Origin of the sequence: Rhodococcus sp. Q, assembly GCF_005503035.1 — a bacterium.
Lineage (GTDB): Bacteria > Actinomycetota > Actinomycetes > Mycobacteriales > Mycobacteriaceae > Rhodococcus_G.
This window is the reverse complement of the sequence record NZ_SCOY01000036.1, coordinates 25,394-48,468: the sequence shown is the minus strand read 5'-3', so window position 1 is coordinate 48,468 and position 23,075 is coordinate 25,394. Positions and strand designations below refer to the sequence as shown.

The window sequence follows — 23,075 nt, the reverse complement described above, 5'->3', positions numbered from 1 at the left end:
GTCGTCGTCGGCTCGGCGGTCGTGGTCGTCGGCTCGACGGTGGTGGTCGTCGGCTCGGCCGTCGTGGTCGTGGGTTCCACGGTGGTCGTCGGCTCGACGGTGGTGGTCGTCGGCTCGGCCGTCGTGGTGGTGGGTTCGACCGTGGTCGTTGTCGGTTCGACGGTGGTGGTTGTCGGTTCGACGGTGGTGGTGGTCGGCTCGGCGGTGGTGGTCGTCGGCTCGGCCGTCGTGGTCGTGGGTTCCACGGTGGTCGTCGGCTCGGCGGTGGTGGTCGTCGGCTCGGCCGTCGTGGGTTCCACGGTGGTCGTCGGCTCGACGGTGGTGGTCGTCGGCTCGGCCGTCGTGGTGGTGGGTTCGACCGTGGTCGTTGTCGGTTCGACGGTGGTGGTGGTCGGCTCCACGGTCGTGGTGGTCGGTTCGACGGTGGTGGTGGGCGCGACAGTCGTAGTTCTGCTCGGCCGGGTTGTGGTGGACTGTGTTCCACCGCAGTGGTTTCCGTGTCGATTGCGATCGTGGTCGCACCAGTGGCCGTGGCCGTTGCCGTGGCCATAGGCGTTGCCGTTGCCGTTGTTGCCCGGACCGTTGCCGTTGCCGTTGCCCTTGTTGCCCGGATCCTGTTCGTGGGCGACGAGGGCGGGTGTCACGGCGGAGGAGTCGCTGTCCTCGATGTCGTACTGTGCGGCGACGACGGCGGCGGGCACAGTGATCGCGACACCCAGCAAGGCGCTGGCGGTCAGGACCCGCCAGCGCCTTGCGTGTGCGAATGTGATTCGCACCTTTTACTCGGTGGAGTCCGGGGGAGTGGCAGGCAAACCTTCACTGCGCCGGAGCTTTTCGGCCATGGCGGTGAGGAGTTCCTGCGACTCGCTGGACAGATCGAAGGCACGAGCCGAGAGGCGCCGCAGCCCGTAACCGCGGAGCTGGGAGAGTAGTTCGAGGTCGTGGTCGATCCGAGCGGCGTAGATGTCGTCGAAGAAGTAGTCGGACTTGACCTTGAAGAACTGGGCAAGTGCCGCAACGGTTTCGGGTGAGGGATTGGTGCGCTGCCCGTTCCTCAACTGGGAGATGTAGGGCTTGGAGATGCGGTGGCCGGAACCGTTGAGAGCCTCGGCGACCTCGGTGTTGGTGTGCGGCTTGCGGCCTGGTGGATGCACTGTCTCGAACAGCTTGTTCAGTCGAGAAGCGAAGTCTGACTCCATTGCTGTAGGTCCCGATCCCTTCGTGTGTTTGACCCTTGAATCAGGGTCTCGACCCCGTCATCGCCATATGGTAACGGATTGGTTGCGGAAGGAACGCAGCTTCGTGATCTGAAATATGAACTTAACGCCTGACCTGGTCCGAAAGCACACAAAGGCGCGGACCCTCTCGGGTCCGCGCCTTTGTAGCTGGAAGGCGTTGTCGGGTGATCGCCCGAAGGCCGTCAGCGAGTGAACAACAGCGCCCGCTTGACTTCCTGGATGGCCTTCGTCACCTGGATGCCACGAGGGCATGCGTCGGTGCAGTTGAAGGTCGTGCGGCAGCGCCACACACCTTCCTTGTCGTTGAGGATGTCGAGCCGCTCGGCAGCACCCTCGTCACGGCTGTCGAAGATGAACCGGTGTGCGTTCACGATCGCGGCCGGGCCGAAGTAGCTGCCGTCGCTCCAGTACACCGGGCACGAGGTGGTGCAGCACGCGCACAGGATGCACTTGGTGGTGTCGTCGAAGCGAGCGCGGTCGGCCTGCGACTGGATCCGCTCGCGGGTCGGCTCGTTGCCCGAGGTCATCAGGAACGGCTTCACGGCGCGGAACGCGTCGAAGAACGGCTCCATGTCGACGACGAGATCCTTCTCGACCGGCAGACCCTTGATCGGCTCGATCGTGATGGTCAGCTGCTTGCTCGCGTCCTTCGGGAGCAGGTCCCGCATGAGGACCTTGCAGGCCAGTCGGTTGACACCGTTGATCCGCATGGCATCCGAACCGCACACGCCGTGCGCGCAGGACCGACGGAACGTCAGCGTGCCGTCCAGGTAGCCCTTCACGTACAGCAGGAGGTTCAGCAGACGATCGGTCGGCAGGGTGGGAACCTGGAAGGACTCCCAGTGCGTGCCGTTGCCGTCCTCCGGGTTGAACCGGGCGATCTTGAGGGTGACCATGACGGCGCCCTCGGGCACGGGAGGCAGCGCGGGTGCGTCCTTGTCTACAACGGGTGCGGACATCAGTACTTACGCTCCATCGGCTCGTAGCGGGTCTGGACAACCGGCTTGTAGTCCAGACGGATCGGGGCGATGAGTTCCGCCCCTTCCTTGTACGCCATCGTGTGCTGCATGTACTCGGCGTCGTTGCGATCCGGGTAGTCCTCGCGGGCGTGACCGCCGCGGGACTCCTTGCGGTTCAGTGCACCGGCGACGGTCACCTCGGCCATCTCCAGCAGGAAGCCGAGTTCGACGGCCTCGAGCAGGTCGCTGTTGTAGCGCTTGCCCTTGTCCTGCACGGTGATGTGGTTGTACCGCTCCTTGAAGCCCTTGATGTCCTCCAGGGCCCGCGTGAGGGTTTCCTCGGTGCGGAACACGGACGCGTTGTTGTCCATGGACTGCTGCAGCTCGGTGCGGATGTCCGCGACGCGCTCGTGGCCGTGGTCGGACAGGATGACCTCGAGCCACTCCTCGACCATCTTCGCGGGCTCGTCCGGCAGCGGGACGAACTCGGTGGACAGTGCGTACTCGGCGGCCGCGATGCCGGCGCGACGGCCGAACACGTTGATGTCGAGCAGCGAGTTGGTGCCGAGACGGTTCGCTCCGTGCACGGACACGCAGGCACACTCGCCCGCGGCGTACAGGCCGGGGACGTGGTCCTCGTTGTTGCGCAGGACCTCACCGTTGATCTTGGTGGGGATGCCGCCCATCACGTAGTGGCACGTCGGGTACACCGGCACGAGCTCGGTGACCGGGTCGACGCCCAGGTAGGTGCGCGCGAACTCGGTGATGTCGGGGAGCTTCTCCTCGAGCACGTCCTCGCCGAGGTGCGTGACGTCGATGTAGACGTAGTCCTTGTTCGGACCTGCGCCACGACCCTCGAGCACCTCGAGCACCATCGACCGGGCGACGATGTCACGCGGCGCGAGGTCCTTGATGGTGGGGGCGTAGCGCTCCATGAAGCGCTCACCGTCCACGTTGCGGAGGATGCCGCCCTCGCCGCGCACGGCCTCGGAGATCAGGATGCCGAGGCCCGCGAGTCCTGTGGGATGGAACTGGTGGAACTCCATGTCCTCCAGCGGCAGACCCTTGCGGAAGATGATGCCCATGCCGTCACCGGTGAGGGTGTGCGCGTTGGACGTCGTCTTGTACATGCGGCCCGAGCCACCGGTGGCGAACACGATCGACTTCGCGTGGAAGACGTGGATCTCACCGGTCGACAGCTCGTACGCGATGACGCCGGTGGCGACCGGGCCCTCGTCGGTCTCGGTGAGCGCGATGTCGAGCGCGTAGAACTCGTTGAAGAACTCGACGTCGTGCTTGACGCAGTTCTGGTAGAGCGTCTGGAGGATCATGTGGCCCGTGCGGTCCGCGGCGTAGCAGGCCCGGCGAACCGGAGCCTTGCCGTGGTCACGGGTGTGACCGCCGAAGCGGCGCTGATCGATCTTGCCTTCGGGGGTGCGGTTGAAGGGAAGACCCATCTTCTCCAGGTCGAGCACCGCGTCGATGGCCTCCTTGGCCATGATCTCGACGGCGTCCTGGTCGGCGAGGTAGTCGCCACCCTTGACGGTGTCGAAGGTGTGCCACTCCCAGTTGTCCTCTTCCACGTTGGCGAGCGCGGCGCACATGCCGCCCTGCGCCGCGCCGGTGTGGGAGCGGGTGGGGTAGAGCTTGGTCAGGACCGCGGTCCGGGTGCGGGGACCCGACTCGATGGCGGCGCGCATGCCGGCGCCGCCTGCCCCGACAATGACGACGTCGTAACGATGTTCCAGCATGAAGAGTTAGCTCCCCGGGATGAAGGTCGGGTCGAAGGTGAAGATGACATACGTGCCGGTGACGAGGATGAGGATCATCGCCACCGCGAGGACGACGTTGAGCCAGAAGCGCGTCAAGTCCTTGCGCGAGTAGTCAGCGATCACGGTGCGCAGTCCGTTGCCACCGTGGAGCATCGCGAGCCACAGCATCGACAGATCCCAAAGCTGCCAGAACGGGCTGGACCAGCGGCCGGCGACGAACGCGAAGTTGATGCGGTGCACACCCTCGTCGACCATCAACATGATGAAGAGGTGGCCGAGTACCAGGATGATGAGTGCGAGGCCGGACAGACGCATGAACAACCAGGCGTAGAGCTCGAAGTTGTTCTTGGCCTGACGCCGCGGCGAGCGCGGGCTGTCCAGGCTGGCGGGGCGGTCGTACGAGGTGGCGAGAACCTTGGCTTCACTCATTGTCAGTGCCCCGCAAACATGTTGTAGAAGATGCGACCGGCGGCCGGAATCATCACCACGAACCAGATCGCGAGGATGACCCAGAGCATCACGCGCTGGTACTGGGCGCCCTTCGACCAGAAGTCGACGAGCATCACGCGCAGGCCGTTGAGTGCGTGGTAGAGCACCATCGCGACGAGGGCGAGCTCCATGAGCCCCACGAGGGGGTTCTTGTAGGTCTCGATGACCCTGTCGTAGGTGTCCGGATTGACTCGCACCAGCGCGGTGTCGAGCACGTGGACGAAGAGGAAGAAGAATGTCGCGACACCGGTGATCCTGTGCAGGACCCAGGACCACATTCCGGGGTCGCCCCGGTATAGCGACCGCGTGCGCTCCTGTGCCGGAGCGGCTTCAGTCGTGCTACTCATCGAGTGCTGTGCCTCCAACATTTTTGGTGGACGCGCCGCACCGGGAGTTCGACTGATTCTGGGTACACCCTGGGGTTTTCAGTCTTGGTGCGACGAGAACCTGAACCGACTCCCTGCACTGTAATCCTCCCGGAATCCGGGAACTAATTCGGCGGGCGGTTCGTACGAGGCAGAAGCATCCTACTTAGGTTTGCCTGTCCAACTACATTCGACGTCGGGAGGGTGAAGTACTGCGCCCGTTCGGCATGCATGCCAGGATGGTGCACCGTGGCGGAAATCGACTGGAATGTGTTGCGGGACAAAGCTGATCGGGTGATGACGCAGGCGTATGCGCCCTACTCGAAGTTCCCCGTCGGGGCGGCGGCGCTCGTCGACGACGGTCGAATTGTCGTCGGATGCAATGTGGAAAATGTCTCATACGGGCTGGGGCTCTGCGCCGAATGTGGACTCGTCGGTAACTTACACGCGTCCGGCGGCGGACGCCTGCTGGCGTTCACCTGCCGGGACGCGAACTCGGACATTCTGATGCCCTGCGGGCGGTGCCGGCAGCTGCTGCTGGAGCACGGCGGAGGCGCGCTGCTCGTCGACACGCCGACGGGGCCGGTCCCGCTGTCGGCGCTGCTACCTGCGGCTTTCGGTCCGGACGACCTCGATCGCGTGGCACGATGAGCGGCCTCGATGCGATCTCGGTCATCACAGCCAAACGTGACGGCTGTGAGCTCACCGACACCCAGATCCGCTGGGTCGTGAGCGAGTACACGGCCGGGGGTGTCGCCGACGAGCAGATGGCGGCCCTGGCGATGGCGATCGTGCTGCGCGGCCTCGATCGCCGCGAAACCGCGGCGTGGACCCACGCCATGATCGCGTCCGGCCGGCGCATGGACCTGTCCGGACTGCCCCGGCCGACCGTCGACAAGCATTCGACCGGCGGTGTGGGAGACAAGATCACGCTTCCCCTCGCCCCGCTCGTGGCGGCCTGCGGTGCCATCGTGCCGCAGCTCTCCGGGCGCGGACTCGGCCACACCGGCGGAACCCTCGACAAGCTCGAGGCGATCCCCGGCTGGCGCGCTGACCTGGGGGCCGACGAGATGATGCGGATCCTCGCGGACCCGGCGATCGGCGCGGTCGTGTGCGCCGCGGGAGCAGATCTCGCTCCCGCCGACCGCAAGCTGTACGCCCTCCGCGACGTCACCGGAACCGTCGAGTCGATCCCGCTCATCGCCAGCTCGATCATGAGCAAGAAGATCGCCGAAGGGTCACAGTCCCTGGTTCTCGACGTGAAGGTCGGGTCCGGGGCGTTCATGCAGTCGCTACCCGACGCCCGCGAACTGGCCACCGCCATGGTCGAACTCGGAAACGATGCCGGGGTGCGCACGGTCGCCCTGCTCACCGGGATGGACACCCCGCTCGGTCGCACCGCGGGCAACGCGCTCGAGGTCGCGGAGTCGATCGAGGTGCTCGCCGGTGGGGGTCCGTCGGACGTCGTGGAACTGACCCTCACGCTCGCCCGCGAGATGCTCGCCGCCGCCGGTCTGGACGCGGTCGACCCCGTCGACGCACTGCAGGACGGGCGGGCGATGGACCGCTGGCGCGCCATGGTCGCGGCGCAGGGCGGCGACCCGGACGCTCCGCTGCCACGCGCTCGGGAACGAGAAGTGTTGTACGCAAACGCCTCCGGTGTGCTGACCCGGCTCGACGCCCGAGCCGTCGGGGTTGCCGCCTGGCGACTCGGTGCCGGACGCGAGCGGCAGGGGCAGGCCGTCCAGGCAGGGGCGGGGATACGGTGGCACGCCCGCCCCGGCGACCGGATCGAGGCCGGTGCGCCACTGTTCACCCTGTACACCGACACGCCACACCGGTTCGATTCGGCCCGGGCCGCACTCGACGGCGCCTGGGACATCGGCGACACGCCACCCGACGAGCCGCTCGTCATCGAGCGCATCGGCATGGTCCCGGTCTAACTTCTCAGACATGGGTACGCCACCGCAGAACCCCGGATCCGCACCCCTCGACCTCGCCACGGTGCGCACCGCACCCAAAGCGGTCCTGCACGACCACCTCGACGGTGGGCTCAGGCCCGCCACCGTCCTGGAACTCGCCCACCACATCGGATACGACGCCCTCCCGGCGACCGATGCCGACGACCTCGCCGTCTGGTTCGCCGCGGCCGCGGGTAGCGGCTCGCTCGAGCGCTACCTCGAGACGTTCGCGCACACCGTCGCGGTGATGCAGACGCCCGAGGGCCTCCAACGGGTCGCACGCGAATGCGTCGCCGACCTCGCCGCCGACGGCGTGGTCTACGCGGAGGTGCGGTTCGCCCCCGAACAACACCTCGAGCGGGGACTGAGCCTCGACGACGTCGTCCACCACACCCTGCTCGGGTTCGAGGACGGGATGGCCCAGGTCCGTGACCTGGGTCGCGAGATTCGCGTCGGCTGCCTGCTTACCGCGATGCGTCACGCTGCCCGGTCGCGGGAGATCGCCGAACTGGCGCTCCGGTTCCGAGACCGCGGAGTCGTCGGTTTCGACATCGCGGGCGCCGAGGCGGGCCACCCGCCGAGCCGACACCTCGACGCGTTCGAGCTGATGCGGGCCAACAACGCACATTTCACCATTCACGCCGGTGAGGCGTTCGGTCTGCCGTCGATCCACGAGGCGATCGCGTTCTGTGGGGCCGATCGCCTCGGGCACGGAGTCCGGATCACCGATGACATCACCGTCGGCGACGACGGAAACACCCGGCTCGGCAGGCTTGCGAACTACGTACGCGACCAGCGCATCCCGCTGGAGCTGTGTCCCAGTTCCAACGTGCAGACCGGCGCCGTCCCCAGCCTCGACAAGCACCCCTTCGACCTGCTCGCCCGGTTGCGGTTCCGGGTGACGGTGAACACCGACAACCGGCTGATGAGCGCGACGACCATGAGCGAGGAGATGGTCGCGCTCGCCGTGACCTTCGGCTACGGCTGGAGCGATCTCGAACGCTTCACCATCAACGCGATGAAGTCGGCGTTCATCCCGTTCCCGGAGCGGCTCCGGCTGATCGACGACGTCGTCAAACCCGGATACGCCCGGCTCAAGGGGTTCGGCACCGACAGGCCGACCCGCTAGACGAGCTGCAGGCGGGCCTCGAACTCCCGCTCCAGGTCACGCCAGGACTGCGCCTCCGCGGTGAACGGGGCGCTGGGGGCCAGCCGCGTCGGATCCGGGTTCAGCGTGTACGACACGTACCAGCCGAGCGGGGTGGACGGCGCCAGCGCCTGCTCCGTCGACTCGTCGCCGGCGAACTGTGCCGCGTCCGTGAACAGTTCGACGGCGAGGTCGAGCTGGTCGGCGTCGACCGACTGAGGTCCGTCCGCGAGGTCGTCGGCCAGACCCGGCAGCACGTACACGTTCTCGTCGGTGACCTCGACGTCGAGGGAGCCGTCCACGGCCGCGGCCTGCACCTCGGCGTAGGTGCTCACGCGTGCCAGGGCATGGTCGTGGTCGTCGGCGAGGAACCGCGCCAGCGCCCGCTCCGACGTGAACGCGAGGATCTTCCCGGCCCTGCCGAGGAAGACCGGGTCGTCGTCGAGGTAGCAGCGCAGCGTGAAGTAGGTGTCCGCCGAGGTGATGATCTTGACCGGGTCGATGCCGACCGACGTCCAGAACGTCTCCTCGTCATCGCCCTCCTCCTCGTCGGTCTCGCCGTCGAGGCTGACGTACTCGATGTCGTCGTCCTCGTCGTCGCCCTCCTCGGCGGCATCGTCCGCGTCGACGACGTTCTCCTGCGCGGCGACGATCTCCGCCTCGGCCTCCGCGACGGCGGCGGCATCGGTCTGCGGTGTCGCGACGACCGCGTCGATCGCGTCGATCACGGCCTCCCAGCCCGACGCGACGGCCGTCCCGATCTGGTCCCACCGCTGCTCGCCGTCCCGGCCGACGAACGCGGGCTCACCCGCGGAGACCGCGTCGAGCACCGGATTCGCCCCGAAGTACCGGGTCACGACGTCGAGGTCGCACACCTCGCCGATCGAGCGGACGATCTCGAACGTGTCCTCGAGCTCTCCGAGGGCGTCCGCGTCGGGGTCGCCTGCCACGAGTTCGGGCACACCGACCAGGTCGAACACGTGCGTGTCGTCGGGTTCGAACTCGGCTGCCGACAGCGCCGCGACGATCGCCCACGACGGATGCTCGACCAGATCGTGCTCGCGGTCCGAGCGGACGAACGCCGCCAGTTCGGCCGCCGAGGAGAACCCGTACAGATCGTCACCGTGGCCGAGGAAGGCCTCCCACTCGTCGTCCCCTTCACGCCAGCGCGGCGCCCACAGGGTGACGAGGTCGCCGTCGGTCAGTCCGAGTTGAATCGGGACGATGTCTCCAGCCATGGCGCGAAGCCTAATCGCTCAACCTCTCCGCGAGCGATGCCAGTAGCCGATCCCGTCGCTCCGCCACCAGTTGCGCACCGCGGGCCGCGGTCTCGACCACCGCCCGGCCCAGTTCATCGGCGTCGGCGCCGGACAGCGACTCGGGGAAGAACAGTCCGCACATGCCCCCGTGCTCGTCCACCTCGACACTGACCAGACCCGACGAATGCGTGACCCGCGCCCGCGCCGACGACAACTGGTGCAGGGTGTCGTCGAGCGCGGCGAGCCCCGCGGTGGCTCGTGCGACCACGGCGTCCATCTCTGCGCCGCTCACCGCAACACTCCGTTCGCGCCGCTCACACCGGCCTCATCCACGTCGACGCGGCAGGCGCGTTCGCATCCCGCTGCGCCTGGTCGGCGGAGAGTGCGTCCCGCTCGGGCAGCCCGAGTTGGTCGAGGATGTCGTCCCGGACGCCCGCTGCCGCCAGTTCGTCGCGCCTGCGTGCCTTCGCCTCCTGTGTCGACCTCCGGCACAGGTCCAGGATCGCCCCCGCGAGTTCGCCGCCGCCGTAGCGCAATTCCCGAGGGTCGATGCGGACGTCGATCGGTCGTCCGGTGGAGGTTGCGGTGACGGCGACGGTGCCTCGCGGATTGACGGTGGTGGCCGAGTCGGACGGGGTCGGCGGACCGGACGGCGGTTCGCCGGGGGACCGGTCACCGCGAGTGGGCTCGTCGAGGCGGTCGTCGGCGCCCGGCACGGCGGCATCGAGCGCGGGGACGCCGAGCACCGGTACCCCGAGCACGGGGCCGCCCGCATCGAACGGCGCGCTCACGCGGTGGGCCTGTAGAAGCCGTAGAAGCCCATCCCGATGTTCGCGGTCCGAACCGCCGACACCTGGACCGGGTCTCCTGCCTCGACCATCTGGCCGTTCCCGATGACCATCGCCACGTGCCCGTCCCAGACGGCGAGGTCGCCGGGCATCAGATCGCCGGAGTCGACCGGAATGCCGACGGTCTGCTCCTGGGCCGTGCGTGGGAGCTCGATACCCGCCTCGCCGTACGCCCACTGCGTCAGGCCCGAGCAGTCCAGGCCCTGGCCGGGTGCCGTGCCGCCCCACTGGTACGGGACACCCTGCTGGCTCAGTGCGTTTCGCACCGCATTCGCGGCCTCGGGATTCGGTGCCGTGGCGGTGCTGCCGTCGGGGAGTCGGATCTCGACACCGCCGCTGCTGCCCAGGTCGCCGCTGCCGAAGTCTGCGGATCCGAGGGCGGGCGCCCCCGCCTCCGCCGGTGCGCCCTGCGGCTCGGTGCCGAACGGATTCGGAGCTGTCGCGATGGCGTCGGCGAAGTGCTTGACGAACGCGTTCATGGCGTCGCCGCGCTGCTGGAGTCCCGACAGTGGACTCCCGCTCATCTCCGGTGCACCGGCGGGGGCCGGCTGCATCACGGCCCGCGCGTCGCCCGCGGTTGTCGGCGACGTCACCGGATCGGGCGCCGTCAGCTGCGCCATCGCGGCGGTGTGGACCTCGAGTTCGCCGCGCACCCGCATCACCACGGACAGGCCACGCGAGAGGTGGTCGATCGCGGCCGCGACGATCATCATCTGACCGGCCGGGGTGGTCAGCGCCGGGCCGGCCGAGATCGCGGTCGACACGAACGACTGCAGAATGCCCTGCAATTCGACGAGTCCGGCGGCAACGACCTCCGACGCGGCGGTCAGGACGCTCGCGATCTCCGTGCCCTGCTCCGACAGCTGCACCTGCTGGGTTTGTGCCTGCTCGCCCTTGGCGATCGCGGCCTGGGCGGGCGCGCCCGTCCACGCCGCACCGAGCTCGGAGAGCCCGAGTTTGCCGATGGCATACGCGGTGTCGAGCGCCGCGGACGCGACGGTGAGCGCCTGGGGTGGGCCGTCCGCGGGCAGAGTTCCCGAGCCGAACGCGGTGACGAGTTCCGTGAGGGGTCGGCTGAGGAGGTCGAGGGCGATCATGCGCTCACCCCACCCGCGGCGTCGATCGTGGCCGCGACGCCGTGGTCGGTGCCGTCGTATTCGGCAGCGGTTGCCTGAGCCGCGACCCCCATGACGTCGAGCGTGTCCGCGAGGGCGTGGAGCGCCGCCGTGTGCGAGCCGTGGGCCGCGGCGAACGCGGCGAGGAAATCGCCTCCGATCAGTCCGAACACCGGAGTCAGCGGACCCGGTCCCATCGCCTCGGCACCGATCGCCGCCCCCCTGACCCCGGACGCCATCGTCGCGGCAGCGACACCGTACGCGCGGATTCCGTCGGTCTCCGCCGAGAATCCGTCGGTCACCCCTGAGTTCCCGGTCGTCCCAGCGTTCCCGCTCATCCCGTACCCCCCGTTTGGTCGTGTCGACCGGATGCCTGCCTGTGCACCCGTCACCACGTTGGACGCGCCTGGGTGCGTTCCGGTTCCGCGGCGTTGTCGAACACTTCCGGGACGCGTCGCGCGCGCCCGGTGGTCGGCTGCCTATCCTGGGCGCATGGAGACGCACGTGGTCGACCACCCGTTGGCGGCAGCCCTGCTCACCACCATGCGCGACACCCGCAGCAGCAACCCCGTCTTCCGGGCGGCACTGCGCGAGCTGACGCACATGCTCATCTACGAGGCCATCCGGGACGCGGAGATCGAGGAGTTCGAGGTCGCGACGCCCGTCGCGCCTGCGCGGGGCGTCAGGCTGGCGAACCCGCCTCTGCTCGTTCCGGTCCTCCGCGCAGGCCTCGGCATGGTCGAGCAGGCCAGCTCGCTGATCCCGCAGTCACAGGTGGGGTTCGTCGGCATGGCCCGCGACGAGGAAACCCACGAGCCGGTGCCCTACCTCGAGTCGCTCCCTGTCGACCTCGCGGGCATCCCCGTGTACGTCCTCGATCCGATGCTCGCGACCGGCGGCTCGATGGTGCGGACCATCGAACTTCTCGCGCAGCGCGGAGCCACCGACATCACCGCCGTGTGCGTGGTCGCGGCTCCACAAGGTGTGACAGCGCTGGCCGACTCCGGGTTTCCGGTCCGGCTGGTCGTCTCGGCAGTCGACGAGGGTCTCGACGAGAATGCGTACATCGTCCCGGGGCTCGGCGATGCGGGCGACCGCCAGTTCGGTCCCCGCAACATCTAGCGGTCAACCCAGTTGGGGTGAGAATCGCGCACAGGCACGAAGCGTCTCCTGCGCGGCGGCTCGCGCGCGGGGCAGGTCGGCGTGGCTCGTCACCGGCTCGAACGCCTCGAAATAGCACTTGAGCTTCGGCTCCGTCCCCGACGGGCGCACCACCACCCGAACGTGCTCGCCCGACAGGACCACGGCGTCGGTCCGGGCCTGCCCGCGGCGGAGCAGCAGGTCCTCGCCCGACACGGGCTCGCCCGCGAGGTCGGTCGGGAGGTTCTCGCGCAGCCGGGTCATCGCTTCGGTGATCCGGTCGAGGTGCTCGACACGGTGTGACACCTGCATGGTGGCGTGCACCCCGCATTCGACCGCGAGGTCGTCGAGGACGTCCTGCAGTGTGCGGCCCCGCGCTTTCAATCCCGCCGCGACATCCGCGAGCACGACCGCGGCGGAGATGCCGTCCTTGTCGCGAACCAGATCCGGTGCCACGCAGTGCCCGATGGCCTCTTCGTACGCGTACACCAGGCCCTCGCCCGCCCGCACCAGCCACTTGAAGCCGGTGAGGGTCTGTGCGAACCGCGCGCCGCGGGCGGCCGCGATGCGGCCGAGCAGTTGGGACGACACCACCGTCGTCGCGACGAGCGGGTCGGCTCCGGCAGGTTGCGCGCGCAGCAGATGGTCGCCGAGGATCGCACCGGTCTCGTCGCCGGTGAGCATCCGCCACCCGTCCGCCGTCGGGATCCCCACGGCGCACCGGTCGGCGTCGGGGTCGAGCGCGATCGCGAGGTCGGCGTCGACGGACGCTGCCAACTGCAGCAGTGCGTCCGTTGCTCCGGGTTCCTCGGGGTTGGGGAACGTGACGGTGGGAAAGTTCGGGTCGGGCGCGAACTGGATGCCGACGGTGTGGATCTCGGAGAATCTTGCGGCCTGCAGCGCCTCGACCGCGGTGGCGCCGCCGACGCCGTGCAGTGGGGTGAGCGCGATCCGCAGGTCGCGGTCCTCGCCTCGGGCCAGGGCGGCGACGCGCGCGAGATAGTCGGCGCGCAGCGAGGTCGCGTCCGCAGATTCGACCGGCGATCGGGGCACCCCGACGGCAGGTCCGACAGCGGCGATGGCGGCTTCGATCTCGCGGTCGGACGGCGAGATCAGCTGCGCGCCACCGTCGAGGTACACCTTGTAGCCGTTGTCGGTGGCGGGGTTGTGAGACGCGGTGATCTGCACGCCGAGTTGCGCCCCCAACGCCCGGACGGCGTAGGCGAGCACCGGCGTCGGGGTCGGTCCGGGAAGCAGGACCACCGAGAATCCCGCGCCGGCAAGCACTTCCGCCGCCGTCGTCGCGAACAGTGCGGATCCGTGGCGTCCGTCCCTGCCGACGACCACCACCGACCCGCCGAGGCACTTCGCCTGCAGCCAAGCCGCGATGCCCGCGGTCGCGCGGGTGACGACCGCGACGTTCATCCCGTTCGGACCTGCTCGGAGGGGGCCACGCAGTCCTGCGGTACCGAACGTCAGCGGCGCCGAGAAACGGTCCGCCAGTTCGGTGTCCGACAGTGCCCGCAGGTCGGCCCGGGCGGCGGGGTCGGGATCGCCTGCGATCCAGTCGTCCACCAGGCGCCGCAGCTCCGGCGTCACAGTGCCGACACCAACTCGCGCAGCAGAGTTCCGATGCGTCCCGCCGACGCCGCTCCCGCCGCGAGGACCTCCGCGTGGTCGAGTCGTTCGCCGGTGATGCCCGCGGCGAGGTTGGTGACCAGGGAGATGCCGAGTACCTCCGCGCCGAGTTCGCGGGCGGCGATCGTCTCGTGGACGGTCGACATCCCGACGAGGTCGGCGCCGAGGATGCGAAGCATCCGGATCTCGGCGGGCGTTTCGTAGTGCGGTCCGGGCAGTCCCGCGTACACGCCCTCGTCCAACGCGGGGTCGATCGACCGGGCGAGTGCGCGCAGGCGGGGCGAGTAGGCGTCGACGAGGTCGACGAACCGGGCGCCGACGAGGGGGGAGCGGGCGGTCAGGTTGAGGTGGTCGGCGATCAGCACGGGCTGACCCACGGACAGTCCGTCGCGGATGCCCCCGGCGGCGTTGGTCAGCACGACGGTGCGGGCGCCGGCGGCGACGGCCGTCCGCACCGGGTGGACGACCCGCGCGAGGTCGTGGCCCTCGTAGGCGTGGGTGCGTCCGAGCAGGACCAGTGCCCGGTGGTCGCCGACCGGGACCGACAGGACGGTTCCCGCGTGACCCGAGGCGGACGGCGCCGCGAAGCCGGGGAGGTCGGCCATCGGAACACTCGCGGTCGCGGAGCCGAACGCGTCCGCTGCCGCCTGCCACCCGGAGCCGAGCACGATCGCGACGTCGTGCCTGGCCGCGCCGGTCCGTTCGCCCAGTACCCGCGCGGCCTGCTGCTCGAGGGAGTCCATGAGGGCACAGTACTGGCGACAACGGAAGTTACCCGTAGGTAGTATTCGGGCATGCCTTACCTCGAGCGCGACGGCGACGTCCACATCCTGTACCTCGGTGACCAGGGTCAGACCGACAGCGAGAACCGCTTCCACCCCGACTGGATCGACGCGTTCCACGCCACCCTCGACGAGGTCGAGGCCGTGGAGGGACCGGCGTCTCTGGTGTTCGCGGCGTCCGGCAAGTTCTTCACCAACGGACTCGACACGGACTGGCTGTTCGGCAACCTCGACCAGATCCACGCCTATCTCGACAAGGTGCACACGATCTTCACTCGGGTTCTGACGTTCCCGATGACCACGGTCGCCGCCGTCGGCGGCCACGCGTTCGGCGGGGGCACGATGCTCGCGGCGTCCAGCGACCAGCGGGTGATGCGTGCCGACCGCGGGTTCTGGTGCCTGCCGGAGGCCAAGCTCAACATGCCGTTCACCGTGGGAATGAACGCCCTGATGACCCTGCAGCTGCCCCGTACCGTCGCCGTCGAGGCGATGACCACGAGCCGCCGCTACGGCGGCGCCGATGCGCTCGCCGCAGGCATCGTCAACGAGATCGCCGACGGGGACGGGGTCCTCCCCGCCGCGATCGCGCGGGCCGCCGCCACCACCGCGCTGCACGGCGCGAACCTGCGCAAGATCAAGTCCGACCTGCACGCCCCGATCCTCGAGGCGTTCGCCGTCCCGACGACCCCGGAGAACCTGACCTTCGGGTGATGCGCCTCCGCAGTGGTGCAACATGCGCACCACTGCGGCTCCGCTGCCCCTGTGGTGAGACACTGGGAGCTGTGACCTCGGAAGTGGACGACGCGATCGCCGGTGCGCAGGCGGATCTGATCGCGCTGTCCCACTCCATCCACGCCGAGCCCGAACTCGCCTTCGCCGAGCATCGCAGCGTCGCGAAGGTCGCGGAAGTGCTGTCCCGGTACGGCTTCGACGTCACCGTTCCCTATTTCGGCCTGCCGACCGCGCTGTGCGCCGAGTACGGCAGCGGCGACTTCGTCGTCGGTCTCCTCGCCGAGTACGACGCTCTCCCGGAAATCGGGCACGCGTGCGGACACAATGTCATCGCCGCGGCGGCCGTCGGTGCCGGGATCGCATTGGCGCCCCTGGCCGATCGACTGGGAATCACGATCCGGGTGATCGGCACCCCGGCCGAGGAAACGGGCGGCGGCAAGGTCCTGATGCTCGAACGCGGGGCGTTCGACGACCTCGCGATGGTGGCGATGGTCCACCCCGGACCCGAGGACATCGCGGGCGCCCATTCCCTGGCGATGGCGGATATCGCCGTCACCTTCCGTGGGCGGGAGGCGCACGCGTCGGCCGCGCCGCAGCTGGGACTCAACGCCGCCGACGCCGCGACCGTCGCGCAGGTCGGACTCGGCCTGCTGCGCCAGCATCTCGAACCGGGTCAGCAGATGCACGGCATCGTCAGCGACGGTGGCATCGCACCGAACATCGTGCCCGCCCACACCGAGATGCTCTACTACCTCCGTGCAGGCACGTCCACCGCGCTGTCCGCGCTGACCGACCGGGTGTTCGCCTGTTTCGAGGCGGGCGCGCTCGCCGCCGGCTGCACACACGAAATTCGCACGGTGTCACCGAATTACGACGAACTGCGCCCCGACCCCTGGCTCGTGGGGGCGTACCGGGAACAGATCGAGATGATGGGCCGCTCGCCGCTGCCCCCCGACCGGGAAGGATCGCGCCCGCTGGGCAGCACCGACATGGGAAACGTGACGCAGGTGATTCCGGGGATCCATCCGGTGATCGGGATCGATTCGGGTGGCGCGGTCACCCACCAACCGGAGTTCGCAGCGGCCTGCGTGACCGACTCCGCCGATCGTGCCGTACTCGACGGCGCCCGCGCGCTCGCGGAGACGGTGGTCGCCGCGGCAACCGACCCGGCGCAGCGGACACGGCTGCTGGGCGCTGCCGCGGCGCGATCGGACGCACAGGAGCGACGGGGGACCGCACGGTGACCGGATGGATCGACCGGTGGGTCGACGAGCACGCCCGCGAACTGTCCGGGTGGCGCCGCCACATCCATGCCCACCCGGAACTCGCCCGCCAGGAGTTCGCGACCACCGCCTTCGTCGCGGACACGCTCACCGCAGCCGGATTGACTCCGCGCATCCTGCCGGGGGGAACAGGTCTCGTCTGTGACATCGGTCCCGACGGTCCGCGCGTCGCCCTGCGCGCGGACATGGACGCGCTGCCCCTGCAGGAGGACACCGGCGCGCCGTACGCGTCCACGGTCCCCGGGGTGTCCCACGCCTGCGGTCACGACGCACACACGACGATCCTCCTGGGCGCGGGCCTCGCGCTCGCGCAGTCACCGGACCCGCTGCCCAATGGCGTCCGACTGGTGTTCCAGCCCGCAGAGGAGGTAATGCCGGGCGGCGCGCTCGACGTCGTCGCCACCGGGGCGATGGAAGGCGTGTCGAGAATCTTTGCGCTGCACTGTGATCCGCGCCTCGCGGCGGGACGGGTCGGAGTCCGGCTCGGCGCCATCACCTCCGCTGCCGACACGGTCGAACTGCTGCTCGACTCGCCGGGCGGCCACACCTCACGACCCCACCTGACCACCGACCTGGTCTACGCGCTCGGCACCGTCATCACCGGCCTGCCGGGCATGCTCAGCAGGCGCATCGACCCGCGCACCAGCACGGTGATGGTGTGGGGCGCGGTCAGCGCGGGCCAGGCGCCCAACGCGATTCCGCAGACGGGACGACTGATCGGGACGGTGCGCACCGGCGACCACGACACATGGGCGCTGCTCGAACCGCTCGTTCGGGAGATCGTGCACGGACTGCTCGCCCCGACCGGCGTCCGCTACGAACTCAACTACCGGCGCGGGGTGCCGCCCGTCGTCAACGACGAGGTGTCCACCCGCATGTTCGAGCACGCCATCTCACAGCTCGGACCCGACGCGTTGTCGGACACCCCTCAGTCCGGTGGCGGCGAGGACTTCTCCTGGTATCTCGAGGAGGTGCCGGGCGCGATGGCCCGGCTCGGCGTCTGGTCGGGGGTAGGCGAGCAACTCGACATCCACCAGCCGACCTTCGACCTGGACGAACGGGCGCTCGGCGTCGGGGTGCGGGTGCTCGCGAACCTGGCGATCGGCGGCGAGCCGACGGTTCCCTGACTAGTCGGCGGTTCAGCCCGAGTAGCCGGGCGTTCCCGGGCCGACGTTGCGGCTGTTGCGGGTGCGCAGTTCGCGGACGTAGTCGGCCGGTGCGCCCGCGATCTCGGCGGCGTCCGCCATTACACCCAGGTAGCGGGCCGACGGGAGGCCGCCCTCGTACGCGTCGAGCACGTACAGCCAGGCGAGGACGGAGTCACCGGAGTCGGTGTCCACCCGGACCCGGATCTTGCGGTGAATCCCCAGCTCCGAACCCTCCCACCGGTCGAGGCTCGCCTCGTCCTCGTCGGGCACGTCGTACAGCACCACGAACACCCGTGAGTCCGGGTCCTCGACGACCGTCGCCAGTGCGCCCTCCCAGCCGATGTCTCCGCCGCTGAACGTCAGACGCCAGCCGTCGAGCCAGCCCGTCCCGGCCATCGGCGAATGGGGGCACCGCAGCAGCATCTGCTCGGGGTGCATGTTGGATCCGTACGCGGCGTAAATCGGCACGGCGAAAGCCTAGACCGTGCGCGTACGAGCTTCGAACTGTCGACCTCGGATCCGGGTCGCGCGGCGTGGCCGCCGTCCACCGCAGCAACGGCTCCACTCGCCGCACAGCCACCCGCTCGATGTGCAGGGCACCACCCGGGTGGAATAGCGTGGATGCACCGAGAACTGTGCACACGCTGCCGAAACATGGAGGACGGATGACCCGGATCGTGATCATTGGCGGTGGCCCCGCGGGCTACGAGGCGGCGCTCGTCGCGGCAGCTCACGGGGCAACGGTCTCCCTCGTCGATTCGGACGGCGTCGGCGGTGCGTGCGTGCTGTGGGACTGCGTCCCGTCGAAGACGTTCATCGCGTCCACCGGTGTCCGCACCGACATGCGTCGCGCCACCGATCTCGGAATCTCCCTCGATCCGGCGCAGGCCACCATCTCCCTGCCGCAGGTCCACTCCCGGGTCAAGAGCCTCGCGCAGGCCCAGTCCGCGGACATCCGGGACAAGCTGCAAACCGCGGGTGTCGAACTGCTCGCAGGCACCGCGGAGTTGATCGACTCGGTCATCGGCATGGCCTCGCACAAGGTGAAAGCGCACCTGGCCGACGGTGGCGAGCGGGTGCTGGAGGCGGACGTCGTTCTCATCGCGACCGGGGCGTCGCCCCGTGTGCTGCCGGGGGCCGAGCCGGACGGTGACCGCATCCTCAACTGGCGTCAGCTCTACGACCTCGAGACACTGCCCGAGCATCTCGTCGTCGTCGGCTCCGGTGTGACGGGCGCCGAGTTCGTCTCGGCCTACACCGAAATGGGTGTGCACGTGACGATGGTGTCGAGCCGCGACCGGGTGCTGCCGCACGAGGACGCGGATGCGGCGATGGTCCTCGAGGAGGCGCTGTCCGAACGCGGCGTCACCCTGGTCAAGCACGCCCGGGCCGACTCCGTCGTGCGCACCGCCGACGGCATCCGCGTGACCCTGTCCGACGGCCGCACCGTCGACGGCAGCCACGCCCTCATGACCGTCGGTTCCACCCCCAACACCTCGGGGCTGGGACTCGAGAAGGTCGGCATCGAACTCGATCGCGGCGGCTACCTGCGGGTCGACCGGGTGTCCCGGACATCGGTGTCCGGGGTCTACGCGGCCGGTGACTGTACCGGCCTGCTCCCACTCGCCTCGGTCGCCGCCATGCAGGGCCGCATCGCCATGTACCACGCGCTCGGCGAGGGTGTGAGTCCCATCAAGCTCAAGACCGTCGCGTCCGCCGTGTTCACCCGCCCCGAGATTGCGAACGTCGGCGTCAGCCAGGCTGCCATCGACAACGGCGACGTGCCCGCCCGCACCGTCATGCTGCCGCTCAACACCAATCCGCGGGCCAAGATGTCGTCGCTGCGTCGCGGATTCGTGAAGATCTTCTGCCGCCCCGCGACCGGCGTCGTCATCGGCGGTGTCGTCGTCGCGCCGACGGCGTCCGAGCTGATCCTGCCGATCGCCATCGCCGTGCAGAACAACCTCTCGGTCAACGACCTCGCGCAGACGTTCTCGGTGTACCCGTCGCTGTCCGGGTCGATCACCGAGGCCGCGCGGCAGTTGATGCGGCACGACGATCTGGACTGATCTGTCCGACATGTGGGATCGATGGTTCACATGTCGAACACGATGATGCGATAGTGGAAGGCGGCCGGCACCCCCGGCCGCCTTCCGTACCTACCGCCCGTGGATCCGCCGGCGACAGGTCGTCTCCAGGGCATGTCTCCCGATCCCCGTTTCGGTGCCCCTGGCGCCTGATCGCCGCCCTGTCGCGTCGTCGACCCCGGTATCGGTTTCTCCTCCGCACAGGGCGGAGCCCCGCGCGAGTCCTGGGCCTTCCGGGACGACGATCATCTCGCCAGGTGCATCCGACAGCGATCAGGAGACACGCCCGTGTCCCCACACGCCGATCTCCGGGAGTTGTCGTGTCTCCAGTTCTCGCGCGCCGTATGGCCGCACTCCGTTCGTCCGCCATCCGCGACCTGCTCGCGGTCGCCTCCCAGCCTGACGTCATCGGCCTCGCCGGTGGGCTACCGGATCCGAATCTTGTTCCTGTCGAACGGATTCGAAACGCCGTCGACGCCGCTCTGGGTGTTCCCGCGGCGCTGCAGTACACCGAGACCACCGGTGTCGCACGTCTGCGTGAGGTCGTCGCCGCGCGCGAGTCCGCGCGATGCCGGCGTCCGGTGGACGCCTCGCAGGTGGTCGTCACCCACGGCTCCCAACAGGCGCTGAGCCTGCTCGCACAGGCGCTGGTCGATCCCGGTGCCACCGTCGTCATCGAGGAACCCGCCTACACCGGCGTCCTGCAGGTGCTGCGGTCGTCCGAGGCCCGGATCGTCACCGTGCCCCTGGACACCGACGGCATGCGGGTGGACGTGCTCGCCGACCTGCTGGCGTCGGGGGAGCGGCCGGTCCTGGTGCACACCGTCAGCACGTTCCACAATCCGCGCGGCGTCACCCTGTCCGCCGATCGGCGTCGCGCGTTGGCCGAGCTCGCCGAGCGGTACGGCTTCCTCGTCGTCGAGGACGATCCGTACGGCGAGCTGTATCACACGACCGCGCCACCGGAGTCCGTTGCGGTGCAGTCGAACCGGGTGATCCGGTTGTCGAGTGCGTCGAAGACGCTCGCGCCCGCGCTTCGGGTCGGCTGGCTGGTTGCCGACCCGAAGGTCTGCACCGCGGTCGAACTGCTCAAGCAGGGCGCGGACCTGTGCGGATCGCAGCTGACGCACCTCGTCGCGGCCGACCTGCTCGCGGACGAGTCCTGGTTCGCAGCACACCTCGCGGGTCTGCGCGCGGAGTACGGCAGCCGCGCCGGAGCGCTCCGGGAAGCGGTGGACCGGGAGTTGGCCGGGGCGGCGGTGCTCGGGCGGATCGACGGCGGGATGTTCGGGTGGCTCGAGTTCGTCGACGACACCGACACCGACGCCCTCCTGTCGGCCGCCCTCGCGGAAGGGGTCGCGTTCGTCCCCGGATCCGCCTTCGCGGTGGACGGTGGTCAACGGCACAGCGCGCGACTGTGCTTCACGACGAACACGCCCGACCGGCTGCGCGACGCCGTCGCACGGCTCGCCGCTGCCCACTCCCGCTGAGCAGGGCCACTTCCTGAATGGCCCACCCATTCGGTCAGATCGAATGAATGGGCCATTCAGGAAGAAGGCGGGGAGGCAGGCAGCGGTCAGTCGACCCAGTCGTAGGTGCGCTCGACGGCCTTGTTCCACTCCCGGTACAGGCGGTCCCGCTCGTTCGCGGCCATGTTCGGGGTCCACGTGTGCCCGATCTCCCAGTTGGCCCGGATGTCGTCCTCGGAGTTCCAGTACCCGACGGCCAGGCCCGCGGCGTAGGCGGCGCCGAGCGCGGTGGTCTCGTTGACGACCGGCCGGATGACGGGAACATCGAGGATGTCCGACTGGAACTGCATGAGGGTCTCGTTGAGCACCATGCCGCCGTCGACCTTGAGCGAGGTGAGGGTCACGCCGGAGTCGGCTTCCGCCGCCTCGATGACCTCGCGGGTCTGGAAGGCGGTGGCCTCGAGTGCCGCGCGGGCCAGGTGCCCCTTGTTGACGAAACGGGTGAGCCCGACGATGGCGCCGCGGGCGTCGGGACGCCAGCGCGGAGCGAACAGTCCGGAGAAGGCGGGGACGATGTAGGTGCCGCCGTTGTCGGGGACCGCGGACGCGAGCAGCTCGACTTCCTTGGCGGAGTTGATGATTCCGAGATTGTCGCGCAGCCACTGCACGAGCGACCCCGTCACCGCGATCGACCCTTCGAGTGCGTAGACGGCTGCCGCGTCACCGATCCGATAGCAGACGGTGGTGAGCAGTCCGTGCTCGCTCCGCACCGGTGTCGTTCCGGTGTTGAGGAGCAGGAAGTTGCCGGTGCCGTAGGTGTTCTTTGCGTCGCCGGGCGACAGGCACGCCTGCCCGAACGTCGCGGCCTGCTGGTCGCCGAGGATGCCCGAAACGGGAACGCCCGCCAGGTTTCCGCGGCCACGGGCGGCGCCGTAGACGTGGGACGAGCTGCGGATCTCGGGCAGCAGCGACATCGGGATCTGCATGTCCGAGCAGATCTGCTCGTCCCACTCGAGGGTGTGCAGGTTCATGAGCATCGTGCGGGACGCGTTGGTGACGTCGGTGGCGTGGACGCCGCCGGACACCCCGCCGGTGAGGTTCCACAGGATCCACGAGTCCATCGTCCCGAAGCAGAGGTCTCCGGCCTCGGCTCGGGCCCGGACGCCGTCGACGTTGTCGAGGATCCAGCGAAGCTTCGGTCCCGAGAAGTAGGTGGAGAGGGGAAGTCCGGTCGCCTGCCGATAGCGGTCGGGTCCCTCGTCGCCGGCGAGTTCCTCGCAGAGCTCGGCGGTGCGGGTGTCCTGCCAGACGATGGCGTTGTACACCGGTTCGCCCGTGCTGCGATCCCACACGACGGTTGTCTCGCGCTGATTGGTGATGCCGACCGCGGCGAGGTCCGTATGGGCGAGGTCACGTTTGGCGAGCGCGCTAGCCACCACCTCGCGGGTGCTGCGCCAGATCTCGCTCGCGTCGTGTTCGACCCACCCGGCCTGGGGGAAGATCTGACGGTGTTCCTGCTGCGCGGAGGTGACCACGCGGCCGGCGTGATCGAAGATCATGCAGCGGCTCGACGTGGTGCCCTGGTCGATCGCGGCGATGTACCGGGTCACTGGCGTCCTACTCTCTCGGCGGTCTCGGCACGA

At 69.1% G+C, this 23,075-nt stretch carries 23 protein-coding genes and 1 pseudogene; 9 read left to right on the top strand and 15 right to left on the bottom strand.

Annotated elements, in window-relative coordinates; translation table 11 throughout:
* From FFS72_RS26685 to sdhC, 6 genes and pseudogenes are all read right to left on the bottom strand, one after another.
* Nucleotides 1-776, bottom strand: a pseudogene (locus FFS72_RS26685) (hypothetical protein); the annotation flags it as partial.
* Between the two features lie 3 nt (nt 777-779).
* On the bottom strand, nt 780-1,199 hold the full coding sequence (locus tag FFS72_RS22855; RefSeq protein ID WP_050063738.1) for a helix-turn-helix domain-containing protein: 420 nt from the start codon (nt 1,197-1,199) through the stop codon (nt 780-782).
* 221 nt (nt 1,200-1,420) lie between these two features.
* Entirely contained in the window at nt 1,421-2,197 is a 777-nt protein-coding gene (locus FFS72_RS22850) for a succinate dehydrogenase iron-sulfur subunit (protein ID WP_137876088.1), read from the bottom strand.
* The gene (gene sdhA / locus FFS72_RS22845) at nt 2,197-3,948 is read right to left on the bottom strand and encodes a succinate dehydrogenase flavoprotein subunit (RefSeq protein WP_137876087.1); all 1,752 of its coding nucleotides are present in this window, start codon (nt 3,946-3,948) and stop codon (nt 2,197-2,199) included. The genes FFS72_RS22850 and sdhA overlap by 1 nt, the downstream gene beginning before the upstream one ends.
* Before the next feature lie 6 nt (nt 3,949-3,954).
* Nucleotides 3,955-4,398: a succinate dehydrogenase hydrophobic membrane anchor subunit gene (locus tag FFS72_RS22840; protein WP_137876086.1), complete on the bottom strand. Its 444-nt coding sequence runs from the start codon at nt 4,396-4,398 to the stop codon at nt 3,955-3,957.
* A gap of 2 nt (nt 4,399-4,400) precedes the next feature.
* A complete protein-coding gene (gene sdhC / locus FFS72_RS22835) occupies nt 4,401-4,736 on the bottom strand; it encodes a succinate dehydrogenase, cytochrome b556 subunit (protein WP_502704150.1) in 336 nt (111 codons plus the stop codon).
* A 336-nt stretch (nt 4,737-5,072) separates the two neighbouring features.
* Between sdhC and FFS72_RS22830 the strand changes: the two genes are divergently transcribed.
* From FFS72_RS22830 to FFS72_RS22820, 3 genes are read left to right on the top strand one after another with little or no spacing between them, the layout of a single operon-like run.
* Nucleotides 5,073-5,474: a cytidine deaminase gene (locus FFS72_RS22830; protein ID WP_137876084.1), complete on the top strand. Its 402-nt coding sequence runs from the start codon at nt 5,073-5,075 to the stop codon at nt 5,472-5,474.
* Nucleotides 5,471-6,766 (top strand): thymidine phosphorylase, encoded by a 1,296-nt coding sequence (locus tag FFS72_RS22825; protein WP_137876083.1) that lies wholly within the window; start codon nt 5,471-5,473, stop codon nt 6,764-6,766. Before FFS72_RS22830 ends, FFS72_RS22825 begins: the two co-directional genes overlap by 4 nt.
* A 10-nt stretch (nt 6,767-6,776) precedes the next feature.
* Nucleotides 6,777-7,913: an adenosine deaminase gene (locus FFS72_RS22820; protein WP_137876082.1), complete on the top strand. Its 1,137-nt coding sequence runs from the start codon at nt 6,777-6,779 to the stop codon at nt 7,911-7,913.
* On the opposite strand, the gene FFS72_RS22815 is transcribed toward FFS72_RS22820, so the two are convergent.
* The 5 genes from FFS72_RS22815 to FFS72_RS22795 are packed head-to-tail and all read right to left on the bottom strand — an operon-like array spanning nt 7,910 to nt 11,455.
* Nucleotides 7,910-9,169, bottom strand: coding sequence for a SatS C-terminal domain-containing protein (locus tag FFS72_RS22815; RefSeq protein WP_137876081.1), 1,260 nt, complete (start codon nt 9,167-9,169; stop codon nt 7,910-7,912). The genes FFS72_RS22820 and FFS72_RS22815 overlap by 4 nt on opposite strands.
* Nucleotides 9,170-9,179: 10 nt before the next feature.
* Entirely contained in the window at nt 9,180-9,482 is a 303-nt protein-coding gene (locus tag FFS72_RS22810) for a YbaB/EbfC family DNA-binding protein (protein WP_137876080.1), read from the bottom strand.
* A 22-nt stretch (nt 9,483-9,504) separates the two neighbouring features.
* Nucleotides 9,505-9,981 carry a hypothetical protein gene (locus tag FFS72_RS22805; protein WP_249353473.1) on the bottom strand — a complete coding sequence of 159 codons (477 nt, stop codon included), beginning with the start codon at nt 9,979-9,981 and terminating at the stop codon, nt 9,505-9,507.
* A complete protein-coding gene (locus FFS72_RS22800; protein WP_137876079.1) occupies nt 9,978-11,135 on the bottom strand; it encodes a C40 family peptidase in 1,158 nt (385 codons plus the stop codon). The genes FFS72_RS22805 and FFS72_RS22800 overlap by 4 nt, the downstream gene beginning before the upstream one ends.
* Nucleotides 11,132-11,455, bottom strand: coding sequence for a type VII secretion target (locus tag FFS72_RS22795; RefSeq protein ID WP_249353472.1), 324 nt, complete (start codon nt 11,453-11,455; stop codon nt 11,132-11,134). The genes FFS72_RS22800 and FFS72_RS22795 overlap by 4 nt, the downstream gene beginning before the upstream one ends.
* Nucleotides 11,456-11,645: 190 nt before the next feature.
* Between FFS72_RS22795 and upp the strand changes: the two genes are divergently transcribed.
* Nucleotides 11,646-12,275, top strand: a complete 630-nt coding sequence (gene upp, locus FFS72_RS22790; RefSeq protein ID WP_137876077.1) for a uracil phosphoribosyltransferase — start codon at nt 11,646-11,648, stop codon at nt 12,273-12,275.
* A 3-nt stretch (nt 12,276-12,278) separates the two neighbouring features.
* On the opposite strand, the gene FFS72_RS22785 is transcribed toward upp, so the two are convergent.
* Entirely contained in the window at nt 12,279-13,892 is a 1,614-nt protein-coding gene (locus FFS72_RS22785; RefSeq protein ID WP_502704149.1) for a phospho-sugar mutase, read from the bottom strand.
* A complete protein-coding gene (locus FFS72_RS22780) occupies nt 13,889-14,674 on the bottom strand; it encodes a purine-nucleoside phosphorylase (RefSeq protein ID WP_137876076.1) in 786 nt (261 codons plus the stop codon). The genes FFS72_RS22785 and FFS72_RS22780 overlap by 4 nt, the downstream gene beginning before the upstream one ends.
* 51 nt (nt 14,675-14,725) lie before the next feature.
* Here FFS72_RS22780 and FFS72_RS22775 point away from each other — a divergent pair, with 51 nt between their 5' ends.
* The 3 genes from FFS72_RS22775 to FFS72_RS22765 all read left to right on the top strand — a co-directional run bounded on the left by FFS72_RS22775 (nt 14,726) and on the right by FFS72_RS22765 (nt 17,855).
* A complete protein-coding gene (locus tag FFS72_RS22775; protein WP_137876075.1) occupies nt 14,726-15,424 on the top strand; it encodes an enoyl-CoA hydratase/isomerase family protein in 699 nt (232 codons plus the stop codon).
* A 71-nt stretch (nt 15,425-15,495) separates the two neighbouring features.
* Complete coding sequence (locus FFS72_RS22770; RefSeq protein ID WP_171018793.1) at nt 15,496-16,689, top strand: M20 family metallopeptidase; 1,194 nt, start codon at nt 15,496-15,498, stop codon at nt 16,687-16,689.
* The gene (locus FFS72_RS22765) at nt 16,686-17,855 is read left to right on the top strand and encodes a M20 family metallopeptidase (protein ID WP_137876073.1); all 1,170 of its coding nucleotides are present in this window, start codon (nt 16,686-16,688) and stop codon (nt 17,853-17,855) included. The genes FFS72_RS22770 and FFS72_RS22765 overlap by 4 nt, the downstream gene beginning before the upstream one ends.
* 12 nt (nt 17,856-17,867) lie before the next feature.
* Here the strand turns inward: FFS72_RS22765 and FFS72_RS22760 are convergent, their stop codons facing one another.
* Nucleotides 17,868-18,344: a gamma-glutamylcyclotransferase family protein gene (locus tag FFS72_RS22760; protein ID WP_050063721.1), complete on the bottom strand. Its 477-nt coding sequence runs from the start codon at nt 18,342-18,344 to the stop codon at nt 17,868-17,870.
* Between the two features lie 197 nt (nt 18,345-18,541).
* Here FFS72_RS22760 and FFS72_RS22755 point away from each other — a divergent pair, with 197 nt between their 5' ends.
* A complete protein-coding gene (locus tag FFS72_RS22755) occupies nt 18,542-19,945 on the top strand; it encodes an NAD(P)H-quinone dehydrogenase (protein WP_137876072.1) in 1,404 nt (467 codons plus the stop codon).
* Nucleotides 19,946-20,307: 362 nt separating this feature from the next.
* Nucleotides 20,308-21,453 (top strand): aminotransferase-like domain-containing protein, encoded by a 1,146-nt coding sequence (locus tag FFS72_RS22750; protein WP_137876091.1) that lies wholly within the window; start codon nt 20,308-20,310, stop codon nt 21,451-21,453.
* Nucleotides 21,454-21,539: 86 nt separating this feature from the next.
* On the opposite strand, the gene glpK is transcribed toward FFS72_RS22750, so the two are convergent.
* Nucleotides 21,540-23,042, bottom strand: coding sequence for a glycerol kinase GlpK (gene glpK, locus FFS72_RS22745; RefSeq protein WP_137876071.1), 1,503 nt, complete (start codon nt 23,040-23,042; stop codon nt 21,540-21,542).
* Nucleotides 23,043-23,075 lie beyond the last annotated feature (33 nt).

What these genes read in the sequence shown, in the direction of transcription:
- upp (WP_137876077.1), top strand. Translation starts at nt 11,646, where the DNA reads ATGGAGACGCACGTGGTCGACCACCCGTTGGCGGCAGCCCTGCTCACC.
- FFS72_RS22840 (WP_137876086.1), bottom strand. Translation starts at nt 4,398, where the DNA reads ATGAGTGAAGCCAAGGTTCTCGCCACCTCGTACGACCGCCCCGCCAGC.
- FFS72_RS22855 (WP_050063738.1), bottom strand. Translation starts at nt 1,199, where the DNA reads ATGGAGTCAGACTTCGCTTCTCGACTGAACAAGCTGTTCGAGACAGTG.
- FFS72_RS22780 (WP_137876076.1), bottom strand. Translation starts at nt 14,674, where the DNA reads ATGGACTCCCTCGAGCAGCAGGCCGCGCGGGTACTGGGCGAACGGACC.
- FFS72_RS22800 (WP_137876079.1), bottom strand. Translation starts at nt 11,135, where the DNA reads ATGATCGCCCTCGACCTCCTCAGCCGACCCCTCACGGAACTCGTCACC.
- FFS72_RS22825 (WP_137876083.1), top strand. Translation starts at nt 5,471, where the DNA reads ATGAGCGGCCTCGATGCGATCTCGGTCATCACAGCCAAACGTGACGGC.
- sdhC (WP_502704150.1), bottom strand. Translation starts at nt 4,736, where the DNA reads ATGTGGTCCTGGGTCCTGCACAGGATCACCGGTGTCGCGACATTCTTC.
- FFS72_RS22850 (WP_137876088.1), bottom strand. Translation starts at nt 2,197, where the DNA reads ATGTCCGCACCCGTTGTAGACAAGGACGCACCCGCGCTGCCTCCCGTG.
- FFS72_RS22820 (WP_137876082.1), top strand. Translation starts at nt 6,777, where the DNA reads ATGGGTACGCCACCGCAGAACCCCGGATCCGCACCCCTCGACCTCGCC.
- FFS72_RS22755 (WP_137876072.1), top strand. Translation starts at nt 18,542, where the DNA reads ATGACCCGGATCGTGATCATTGGCGGTGGCCCCGCGGGCTACGAGGCG.
- sdhA (WP_137876087.1), bottom strand. Translation starts at nt 3,948, where the DNA reads ATGCTGGAACATCGTTACGACGTCGTCATTGTCGGGGCAGGCGGCGCC.
- FFS72_RS22815 (WP_137876081.1), bottom strand. Translation starts at nt 9,169, where the DNA reads ATGGCTGGAGACATCGTCCCGATTCAACTCGGACTGACCGACGGCGAC.
- FFS72_RS22750 (WP_137876091.1), top strand. Translation starts at nt 20,308, where the DNA reads ATGGCCGCACTCCGTTCGTCCGCCATCCGCGACCTGCTCGCGGTCGCC.
- FFS72_RS22775 (WP_137876075.1), top strand. Translation starts at nt 14,726, where the DNA reads ATGCCTTACCTCGAGCGCGACGGCGACGTCCACATCCTGTACCTCGGT.